Source organism: Erwinia sp. PsM31 (assembly GCF_030433775.1).
In the GTDB taxonomy this organism is placed as follows: domain Bacteria; phylum Pseudomonadota; class Gammaproteobacteria; order Enterobacterales; family Enterobacteriaceae; genus Erwinia; species Erwinia aeris.
The window spans coordinates 1-9,047 of record NZ_JARUWZ010000050.1 but is presented as its reverse complement, the minus strand read 5'-3'; the positions used below and the strand labels follow the sequence as shown (position 1 = coordinate 9,047).

Genomic DNA, 9,047 nt, shown 5'->3' with positions numbered 1-9,047 from the left:
GTGCCGGCGGTGCGGTGACGGGCGCGCAGGCCGGGAAGAACGCGGTTGAGAATAATGCGTTGTCCGACCTCACCGATGCTCTGGCCGCAGGTAAATCACCGCAACAGGTTGCCAGAGAACACACTGAAGAAACGCTCGAAGAGATTAAAAAAGAGCAGTGTGCAGGGCTGGGTGCGGAAGCATGTTCTGTCAGACTGGAAGCTTACCGGCAGGAAATGGTTGCAGGGGCAGTGTCTCTCGGTCTGGATTTTGTGCCGGTAGTGGGTACGTTGAAAAGCGTGGCGGAAGCAGAAAGTGCGCTTGGATATCTTGAAGCTATTGCTTCAGTTATTCCGGGTGAACGGGTTGCTGGCAAGATATTCAGGGCAGCAAGAGCAGCGCTGAATAAAGGGGATGTTGCTGAAGCGTCGAAGCTGATCAATAAAGCCAGCGATGAAATTGAAACTGTAGTCCGCCCAGGTCACAGGCAATCTGAAATAGATGTAGGTAAAGATCTCGGTGACGGATGGCGCGAACAAGTCAGCTTCAAAGATGGTAAAGAAGTTCCCTACGGTACAAAAGGTGGGGTTCGCCCTGACTGGTGTCAGGGAAATGTCTGTAGTGTTGAAGTGAAAAACTATAATATTACGACTAACAAAAATGGGCTGATTAATAACGTAGCAAAACAGGCAATTGAGCGGCAGAAGAATTTACCTGCGGGAATGCAACAGCGTGTTGTTATAGATACTCGTGGGCAAACAATTTCATTAGATCAGGAACGAGAGATTATTAAAGGTATTGTTGGGAAATCCAATGGTGCTATTGACCCAACCTCTATTAGGTTCAAAAGGTAACAACAAATGAAACATGTTGGTTTCTGTGGTGGAAGCTCTTTTTTTGAGTTGGGTAGCCCTTCAGATATGGTTCGTTTTTTTGATGTTTTGCATCATCTTTCCCGTAATGAAAGGGAGCGTAACTTATTGGAAAGGCTGTATAAAAAATATGTTAACCTTGATGAAATTGGTGAAACTCAATTAGTTATACAAGAACTAAAATCGCTTTCACATGAAAGTTTCCTGATGGAGTTTTCGAAGTATTTTGAGAGTATTGAATGGTGTTTTCAATCAGCTAAAGCTTTTTATGAGGATTGGAATATTTATCAGGCGGTAAAAATTATTATTACAGATATGCCATATTGCGTCTCAGATATAGACAGGCCAAAAGAAGAATATGATGTTCTGACTTCAGATGATATGCCTTTTTGGCTGAGGTAATCTGGATTTGCTATTTTAGTTATTATTACTAAATCCCGGCCGCTGAGCCGGGGTTTTACTTTGTACACCAGTCAGTTACCGCCACTTCTCAGTCGCCGCTGCGGCGTGGCGACCAGTTCAATAAACTCCTCAATCTGCCGCTGCTTACGGTCAGAGAGCTTCTTGCAGGCCTTCCTCAGGGTGGTCACCACCTCCGGCTCTGCGGGTGGTTCCGGCAGTGGCTCCTGCGCGGCCAGTATCAGACAGCCCGGTAAAACCTTCACCTCCAGCGCCGTCCCTGTATCAAAACCCATCTCCTTCAGCCAGTGGCCCTTCAGCGTGACAGCCGGAACGGGCTGGTACTTCGCGTCACTGACATAACCCACGGTATAACAACGGGTTGTGTGTGTGGCAATCTCTGGCTTATGATGTGTCTCAGCCATAATCAACTCCTTGATAGTTGGTTGTGGTCAGCGGGTTGGTGGTGTTAGCGCACCTTCAGCCCGCGTCTGTATTAACTCTCTTCTTTAACCGCTTTCCTTGCAGAGTCCCAGCGGCGGGACTGATACTTGATAATCAGGCTCTCCAGCACTTCGCGCACTATCGCCTGCTCATTCTCCGGCAGCTGACTGATGGCTTCAAACTGAAGTGCCAGCTCGCCGTCCGGGCCACGTTCATGTTCATCAAACAGCAAAAAATCGGTACTGACGTGCAGCGTGGTGGCTATCTTCTTCAGCGCATCCAGAGAGGGCAGCCGGTCGGCCCGGCGACGCACCCGAAAAGCCTGTACGCGCTGCTGCTGCGGTTCGTGAAGTGGCGGCAGGAGCGCAACTGGTCGGAAACCACGCTGAAGGTGCAGACGCATCACAGCTACCGCTTTATCTGCTGGGCGGCAGAGCGCGGCCTGCACTATGCGGCGGAGGTCACCCGACCGGTGCTGGAGAGCTGGCAGCGCTGGCTGTATCAGTACCGCAAGAGCAACGGGGAGCCGCTGACGAGCAGGACGCAGCGGACGGCGCTTCAGCCGCTTCAGGTGTGGTTCTCCTGGATGGCGAAACAGGGTCTGATACTGGCAAATCCCGCCGCAGACCTGGAGCTGCCGAGGCTGGAAAAACGTCTGCCGCGCACCATCCTGAGCGTGGAACAGGTGGAAGAAGTGCTGAACCTGTGCGACCTGACGACGCCCCAGGGTATCCGGGACCGGGCGCTGCTGGAGCTGCTGTGGTCAACGGGTATCCGGCGTGGCGAGGTGGCGGTGCTGGACATATACAGCGCGGACTTCGGTCGCCAGATACTGACCATCGAACAGGGTAAGGGGAAGCAGGACAGGGTTATCCCGGTGGGCGAACGGGCGCTGTGGTGGCTGGAGCGCTATATCCTGGATGTTCGCCCGCAGATACTGGTCAGCCCGGAGTGTAAAGCGCTGTTCCTGGCGATGGACGGCGTGGCGGGTCTGACGGCGCACGGTATCATCGGGGCGGTGGTGCCGTACCTGAGAGCGGCGGGCATCGACAAAGGGAGCTGCCACCTGTTCCGTCACGCGATGGCGACGCAGATGCTGGAGAACGGCGCAGAGCTGCGGTGGATCCAGGTGATGCTGGGCCACCGGAGCGTGGAGAGTACGCAGATCTACACGCAGGTCAGCATCCGGGCGTTGCAGGCAGTACATGCGAGTACGCATCCGGCTGAGCAGTGGGACAGCGAGAAACCAGACAATATGGAGTAAAGGTGATGATAAGGTATATACTCGGTCAGTATATGAGCGGAATGAGAGAAAGAACCATGCCTAAAGAAGCGGTGTTCACGATGAAGCTGGAAAGCTCGCTGCGGGAAGACTTTATCGCCGCAGCGAAAGCCAGCGACAGACCGGCCTCGCAGGTGATACGCGAGCTGATGCGGGAATACATCCGGCGACAGAACGAAAGCCGGGCTTACGATGCTTACCTGGCGCAGAAAGTGGAGAGAGGACGGCAGGATATACGGGCGGGTAACGTTGTGAGCAACGAAGAGGTTGAAGCGCAGTTCGCCGCGCGTCGTGCAAAACTGACGGGGAAAGCGTGAAAGTGCTCTGGGCGCAGGAAGCGCTCAACAACCGTACAGCAATATGGGATTACCTGGCAGAACGAAACCCGCTGGCGGCGATGGAACTGGATGAACGGTTCAACGAAGCAGCAGCCAGGCTGGCAGAGCATCCGCTGATGGGTGTGGTGGGAAAAATAGCCGGCACGCGGGAGCTGATACCGCATGAGCATTACCGGCTTGTGTACGAAGCGGATGAAGAAGCCGGTATCGTCTAGATAGTGACGCTGATCCACACAGCCCGGTGCTGGCCGCCGGCGTCGCCGTACAGCCAGCAGAGCTAGCGGAGCACTCTGTGAGCCGGACTGTTCCGGGTTACGGCAGAGCGCGCCATCCCTGGCGCGATCTGCCTTCTTCACGTCCCGTGTGCGCGGGGGTAAACGGCCGCCCGGCCGGCGTTGAGCTGCGGTGCGTTCTGGCAGTGAGCAGCCGGCCGTTCGTCCGTTCAACATAACGCCGGAGATTATACGCACTCTCGCGCCCGCCTCATGTACACCACATAAACCCCGTCATGCGCTCGTATGCGTATAATCTGCGTTATGTCTTGCGCCGCCCGCGTTCAGCACCGGGTGAGGCCGCCATCCCTGGCGGCGTTGGCATCTTGATCGTGTTCAGCAAACGGCAAAGCGGTTGTCGGCCTGCGGCCTCCGCTAAAGGGCGTTCATGCCCGCCCGGCTGCGTCTGGCTGCGGCGGCTCGCACTGCGTTGCTCGTTCCCGCCTCGCCAGCCACCGCTTCCCGCCCCGGTTCAGTGTTGTCATGCAAAATCAAAACCCGGTCAGACAGCGGTGGAACAAAGCGCCGTTCCGTCGCTTGCGGGCCTCGCCAGCCCGCGCCCGGCGGATGCTTCCCCGACCCACAGGCAAGCTGTGAACCGGGGAAGCATCTGATGCAAACCAGTAATGACAGAACGGGCAGCGCTGGTAAAATGCGCGGGTGCAGGCGCAGCGCCACGGCCGGGCGGTAGCGTGTTCCGGGTCAGAAAAGCGCGTCGGGGAAAAAAGTTATCGCTGCTGAAACGTGACAGGGGAAAACCGGCTGTAACTCACGGAAAGCACAGGGAAAAAGCGTGTCCGCCGTCAGACTCTGCATCGGATTAAGTTGTTGTTGAGAATAACTGGCTGAGCGTTCAGGAAGCAGACAGAAAGAAACAGCTGGAGACGAAGCGCGACTACCTGAAACAGGAGTTAACACCGGCTGAAGCGAAAGAACTGGCGACGATTAATCAGACAGGTAAAGCGCGTGATGAAGCGATAAAAGCGGTCTGTACGGATGGTAATAAAGGGGGTTCAGCCTGTGGTGCGCTGGTTAGCCCGGCACAGGAAGCACTGAAGAAGTACGGTGAAAATGTCAGTTATTCGCTTATTTATAAGGATCTTTATCCACACGAAGCGGCGAATCTGGAAAACATTCTTCAGGGAGTGGATGCGGGAAGTATCAGCCGTGACCAGGCGATAACTGCAATAGCGGCGTCAACGCATCGTGACTGGAATGACGTTGCGAAAGATTATGACTCTGCAATGCAGACGCAGGCGATAGCGGTAGCGCTGGCCGGTATGAAAGGTATGCAGGCCGGGATACCAGCTAAAGCCAGCAAGCCGTCTGTACCGAATGCAGATAAAAACCTCAATTATGTTGATGAACCCCCCTTCAATCCTGGAGGGACCGCTGGCAGTGCGCAACCATGGTCAACTAAAGCCCGTATAAATTATGTTCAGCTTCCTAATAAAGGGAAAATCCGTTACATACCGCCGGAAGGATACTCTCCATCTCAACCTCTACCGAGAGGGCCAAATAATGGTTATATTGACAAATTTAAGAATGAATGGGTAAAAGGCCCATCTCGTACAGCAGGGCAGGAGTTTGAATGGGATGTACAGTTATCACGTACTGGTAAAGCTCAGTTAGGTTGGGCGACACGCGATGGCTCGCATCTAAACATATCTCTAGATGGTAAGGTTACTCATAAGTGATTGATATGAAAATTGATTTTTATTATGAAGTAGAAGTCATAGCTGGAGCCAAGAATAATAAATATGTTGGCTGTAAGGGGGCGGTTCTTGGCATAAGCGAGGAAAATGGTGTTGTGTATGGTTACTCTGTTGCCATACATGGAAAAGAAATGGCTGTTTACTTTGATAAAGATGATCTTGTACCTACAGGTGTCTGTTTTACGCGAGAAGATTATTACTGAAAAATATCCCGGTCTTCAAACCGGGATATTTTTATCTGTCACTCAGCGACGAGGTTGAGAATAACTATCTGAGCCAGAAACAACAGGCTCAAAAGAAAGAAGAGCTGGCAGAATGTCAGAGCGTGGCCTGTAAAGCCCAGACGCAGGCGAAATGGACTGCTATAGATCTGGGACAGGACGGCAGCTTCGCGGCGGGAATGGTGGCAGGGGTTCCGGCAGGGCTGTATGACGCGGTGGACAGTATCGTGAAAACGGCCAGCAGTCCGGTAGAAACTTACGAGGCACTGAAGGCACTGTTTAACAGCGGTGACGTGTTAGGTAATGTCTCGGACGCGGTGAAGCAGTCTTATATCGACCGCATTGACCGGATGGAGGCGGAGTACCAGAAAGCCGGGGCCAGCGGCTCGTTTAATGCGGGTGTTGAAGGCGGTAAGCTGGTCACCGATATAGCCAGTCTGCTGGCTGGCGGTGCCGGAGTGGTGAAAGGTGGTGCGGTACTGACGGAGAAGGTTGTTGCTAAGGTTGTCTCGAAAACCGGGAAGGCTATACCTGACATGCCGCCATCAGCCTGGAAATCAGGCGAAGGTGAATTTAGCCTAAAACCGGATAAAACGGTTACGAATGTGGAATATCCGGGTGGTCAGTATGATGGTAACTCATTGCCTTACAAAACCAGTGTAGAGAAAGGTACCACGACGATCACTTATCCTGATGGAGTGAATTTCAGAATTGACCAGCCGAAGCATCTGGCAACAGTGGATGGATTTACACAAAAAAATGGGATCTCGGGGGGGCATAATTCCAATGCGTTTTACGATGCCGCTAAGGAATACAATGTAAAAATCGTCAGTGAGACACCTACTGGCGTAAAAGGTATTACTGAGGTGAAGTATTTAATACCGACGAAAGATCGGGCTGGAAATCTGACCGGAGATTACAAAGCAACACCTGAAACTAAAACCATCTACGATCCTAAAATATTCTCGGATCACAAGATCTTAGAACTCGGACAGCAGGCCGCTGCTAGTGGTTATAAAGAAGCTATGAGCAGCCCGAATGGTACGGCAAATGTTGTTGCTGGCGGTGTTAGCTTCAGAATATATGTGGATAAATCTACAGGTACAGTTAGAAATTTCCACCCAAATTAATTTACAGGAAAATTGATATGAATAAGAACTTATTTGACATGTCGGATGTACATTCAGGTTTAAATGAGATCATCGTAGGTTATTTTAATATCATGTCCTCTGATAAGAATTTTCTGGAGGTTATTGAACACATTATAAGAAAAGTCGGCTTTAACACCGATGGTGCTTATTGTAATTTTCCAGATATGGATAGTTATGATGAAAGCGAACATTTTGAAGGCGTTGAATTTGCCGTTGGCTATCCCGCTTCTGAAGCAGATACTGTCATTGTTAGTGAAGAAGTCTGCTATCAGTACGTCCGTCTGGCATGTGAGAGGTATCTCCTGTTGAATCCTGAAGATACAGAGAGACTAAATAATTTACTGGATAAACTACCTCTATGATCTGAAAATCTCAGCCATTGAATAGACTGAGCCGGGATTGAGCAAATGTTGTTGTTGAGAATAACTATCTGGCCCAGGATATGTTAGCCCTCAACCGAGAAGTCAAAGCAGCAAAAGAGAAAGGAGAAAATCTGGATCCCATATTTGAAGCTGCACGCGATAAAGCAGAAAAGGAAAGGGAAGCTGAGGCGACGGCTTGTCAGGAACATCCGAATACATGTGGATTTGGCCGTGAAATTGCGGATGATGCTTACAATGAGTATCTTGAAAATGGTTTTCTATTGGGAATTGATGATGATGTTGCAAGATTTATGCAGCAGGAGACATCAAAAGACAATGCGGTTATAGACCAGTACACCAGTCAATTTGGTAAAGATATGGTCGTTGCGGCCGAAGCTGCATCATGGTTGGCTGGAGCCGGAATTTCATATATAACGCCTAAAGGATATAAAGGCCCGAAAATACAGCAAATACCTGATGTTTATGGGAAATTGCACGCAACAGCAGTTAAAGGTGATGCTCATATTCCTGTTGATAAAGTTGAACTATGGTTGCGTGGCGGAGCAAAAGGGGATTTTGATGCTTTAATAAAACAACGAGAACTATTGAGAACGCAAAAAAATGCCGATCAGAGTACCTTTGCAAAATCAGGGAAAGAAACTGAACTAAAAGCCATCAGCGAGAGCATAAAAAGAATAGATAGAACCCGAGAGATGGGGGATAACTTAATAAAATCAGGGATTCCTAATACACCTAAAAATAACGCCGTTATAATGGATAAACTTTTGGAGTCAGCTAAAGATGTGAATGCAAGCAACCCAAGTAGCTCTATTGTTCTCCATGGCACAATTGGATCTGTGCGTATTAACGCAAAATGGAAAGTAATGGATGATGGTACGAAGAGATTGACCACAATGACAACGGGTATATTTAAGGATAAGAAATGAATATTGAGAAAGAGATCCAAATATCAGTAAAGTTAGAAAGCTATATTAAAAACGGCTTTGTAAATTTTGATTCGTTTGAGAATCCTGATGATGAGGCGGCCGATTGTTTTCTGGAATTATTTCAAAAAAAACCAGAGCTCTGTGAGAAGTATTGTAAAATCATACTTAATGACGGTAATGTTGGTGACAAATATCTAGAGTCAAGTTGTCTATCTCACTTATTTGACTTAAATAAGGAGTGCTCTCTTCTGTATGTTGAAAAAGAAGTAGGGGGAATGTCACCTCCAGTCCTTGCCGCAGCAATGGATGGACTTTGCCAATATAGCAACACCCCTTTCAGGAATGAATACTCAAATAATTTAATTAATAAAATATCTGATCGCTACGATGAAATTGTACAGGAGGATGTTTATAGGGGTGCTCTGGATAATTCTTATAAATTGTTTTTTGATATATTTCTGCGAAAATAAAATTCAAGGGTTTGTTCAACTAGATTTTTTTGTAAACTTGTTGAAGGTAATAATCGTAGTTTTGATGAATTTTGTGCTTTTCATAAGGAAAGTACAGCATGTAAGTCAGATGGTAACGGTTTTAACGTTATCATTATTTATGATGCAATAAAGAAATGTAATTGGTATTAAGTGCGCGGATTAATATTTAGGGGTCCAATACCTGCACTGCTCGGTAAAATAAAATTGGCTATAGATGTTGGTTTAGCTTCTGCCAGCAGGCCAAGCTGTTTATATGGTTACCTGAACAATATTTATAATGTAATAGCCTTGTCGCCTAAATTATTTATATTCAATGTAAGTTTGATATTATATCCTCTATTCCCGAGTGAAAAAATACGGTTATATATAAAATTAAACGGTTACGATGTAAATCAAGACCATCCCTCCAAGATCTTTCATTGGTAATCATGTAGTTAATTCAGCTTTCGCCACTCCACAGTCCTTTTCTGGATCATACGTGACTGCCTTTTCGGCGTGGTATCAGCTCAACGGCAGCGACGGATAAAAACCGGCTGGATACGGGCACGCTGGGCTTCAGCAGTATTGAAAACCA

11 protein-coding genes and 3 pseudogenes are annotated in these 9,047 nt (G+C 48.8%); 12 read left to right on the top strand and 2 right to left on the bottom strand.

Annotated elements, in window-relative coordinates; all coding sequences use genetic code 11:
* Positions 1-833: VENN motif pre-toxin domain-containing protein (locus QCD69_RS22195; RefSeq protein WP_301253536.1), on the top strand; the 833-nt coding region annotated here is incomplete at its 5' end.
* A gap of 6 nt (positions 834-839) precedes the next feature.
* Positions 840-1,253: a hypothetical protein gene (locus tag QCD69_RS22190; protein ID WP_062749673.1), complete on the top strand. Its 414-nt coding sequence runs from the start codon at positions 840-842 to the stop codon at positions 1,251-1,253.
* A gap of 71 nt (positions 1,254-1,324) precedes the next feature.
* Here the strand turns inward: QCD69_RS22190 and QCD69_RS22185 are convergent, their stop codons facing one another.
* Together QCD69_RS22185 and QCD69_RS22180 are read right to left on the bottom strand one after the other, a co-directional pair.
* Complete coding sequence (locus tag QCD69_RS22185; RefSeq protein WP_301253535.1) at positions 1,325-1,675, bottom strand: SymE family type I addiction module toxin; 351 nt, start codon at positions 1,673-1,675, stop codon at positions 1,325-1,327.
* 71 nt (positions 1,676-1,746) lie between these two features.
* Positions 1,747-1,989: pseudogene (locus QCD69_RS22180) on the bottom strand (RstR family transcriptional repressor); the annotation flags it as partial.
* On the opposite strand from QCD69_RS22180, the gene xerC reads away from it, so the two are divergent.
* The 10 genes and pseudogenes from xerC to QCD69_RS22130 all read left to right on the top strand — a co-directional run bounded on the left by xerC (position 1,909) and on the right by QCD69_RS22130 (position 8,452).
* Entirely contained in the window at positions 1,909-2,958 is a 1,050-nt protein-coding gene (xerC, locus tag QCD69_RS22175) for a site-specific tyrosine recombinase XerC (RefSeq protein WP_301253533.1), read from the top strand. The pseudogene QCD69_RS22180 and the gene xerC sit on opposite strands and share 81 nt — an antisense overlap.
* A gap of 56 nt (positions 2,959-3,014) precedes the next feature.
* Positions 3,015-3,293 carry an antitoxin of toxin-antitoxin stability system gene (locus QCD69_RS22170; protein ID WP_301253532.1) on the top strand — a complete coding sequence of 93 codons (279 nt, stop codon included), beginning with the start codon at positions 3,015-3,017 and terminating at the stop codon, positions 3,291-3,293.
* Positions 3,290-3,529, top strand: a complete 240-nt coding sequence (locus tag QCD69_RS22165) for a type II toxin-antitoxin system RelE/ParE family toxin (protein ID WP_301253531.1) — start codon at positions 3,290-3,292, stop codon at positions 3,527-3,529. The genes QCD69_RS22170 and QCD69_RS22165 overlap by 4 nt, the downstream gene beginning before the upstream one ends.
* 902 nt (positions 3,530-4,431) lie before the next feature.
* Positions 4,432-4,641: pseudogene (locus QCD69_RS22925) on the top strand (DUF6862 domain-containing protein); the annotation flags it as partial.
* A gap of 90 nt (positions 4,642-4,731) precedes the next feature.
* Positions 4,732-5,283, top strand: coding sequence for a polymorphic toxin type 17 domain-containing protein (locus tag QCD69_RS22160; RefSeq protein WP_301253530.1), 552 nt, complete (start codon positions 4,732-4,734; stop codon positions 5,281-5,283).
* Positions 5,280-5,504, top strand: coding sequence for a hypothetical protein (locus tag QCD69_RS22155; protein ID WP_367317874.1), 225 nt, complete (start codon positions 5,280-5,282; stop codon positions 5,502-5,504). The genes QCD69_RS22160 and QCD69_RS22155 overlap by 4 nt, the downstream gene beginning before the upstream one ends.
* 53 nt (positions 5,505-5,557) lie before the next feature.
* Positions 5,558-6,041, top strand: a pseudogene (locus QCD69_RS22150) (VENN motif pre-toxin domain-containing protein); the annotation flags it as partial.
* Positions 6,042-6,669: 628 nt separating this feature from the next.
* Entirely contained in the window at positions 6,670-7,035 is a 366-nt protein-coding gene (gene cdiI / locus QCD69_RS22140; protein WP_089414322.1) for a ribonuclease toxin immunity protein CdiI, read from the top strand.
* Between the two features lie 80 nt (positions 7,036-7,115).
* Positions 7,116-7,982: a hypothetical protein gene (locus QCD69_RS22135; RefSeq protein WP_301253529.1), complete on the top strand. Its 867-nt coding sequence runs from the start codon at positions 7,116-7,118 to the stop codon at positions 7,980-7,982.
* Complete coding sequence (locus QCD69_RS22130; protein WP_301253528.1) at positions 7,979-8,452, top strand: hypothetical protein; 474 nt, start codon at positions 7,979-7,981, stop codon at positions 8,450-8,452. Before QCD69_RS22135 ends, QCD69_RS22130 begins: the two co-directional genes overlap by 4 nt.
* Positions 8,453-9,047 lie beyond the last annotated feature (595 nt).

What these genes read in the sequence shown, in the direction of transcription:
- QCD69_RS22190 (WP_062749673.1), top strand. Translation starts at nt 840, where the DNA reads ATGAAACATGTTGGTTTCTGTGGTGGAAGCTCTTTTTTTGAGTTGGGT.
- QCD69_RS22185 (WP_301253535.1), bottom strand. Translation starts at nt 1,675, where the DNA reads ATGGCTGAGACACATCATAAGCCAGAGATTGCCACACACACAACCCGT.
- xerC (WP_301253533.1), top strand. Translation starts at nt 1,909, where the DNA reads ATGTTCATCAAACAGCAAAAAATCGGTACTGACGTGCAGCGTGGTGGC.
- QCD69_RS22170 (WP_301253532.1), top strand. Translation starts at nt 3,015, where the DNA reads ATGCCTAAAGAAGCGGTGTTCACGATGAAGCTGGAAAGCTCGCTGCGG.
- cdiI (WP_089414322.1), top strand. Translation starts at nt 6,670, where the DNA reads ATGAATAAGAACTTATTTGACATGTCGGATGTACATTCAGGTTTAAAT.
- QCD69_RS22135 (WP_301253529.1), top strand. Translation starts at nt 7,116, where the DNA reads ATGTTAGCCCTCAACCGAGAAGTCAAAGCAGCAAAAGAGAAAGGAGAA.
- QCD69_RS22130 (WP_301253528.1), top strand. Translation starts at nt 7,979, where the DNA reads ATGAATATTGAGAAAGAGATCCAAATATCAGTAAAGTTAGAAAGCTAT.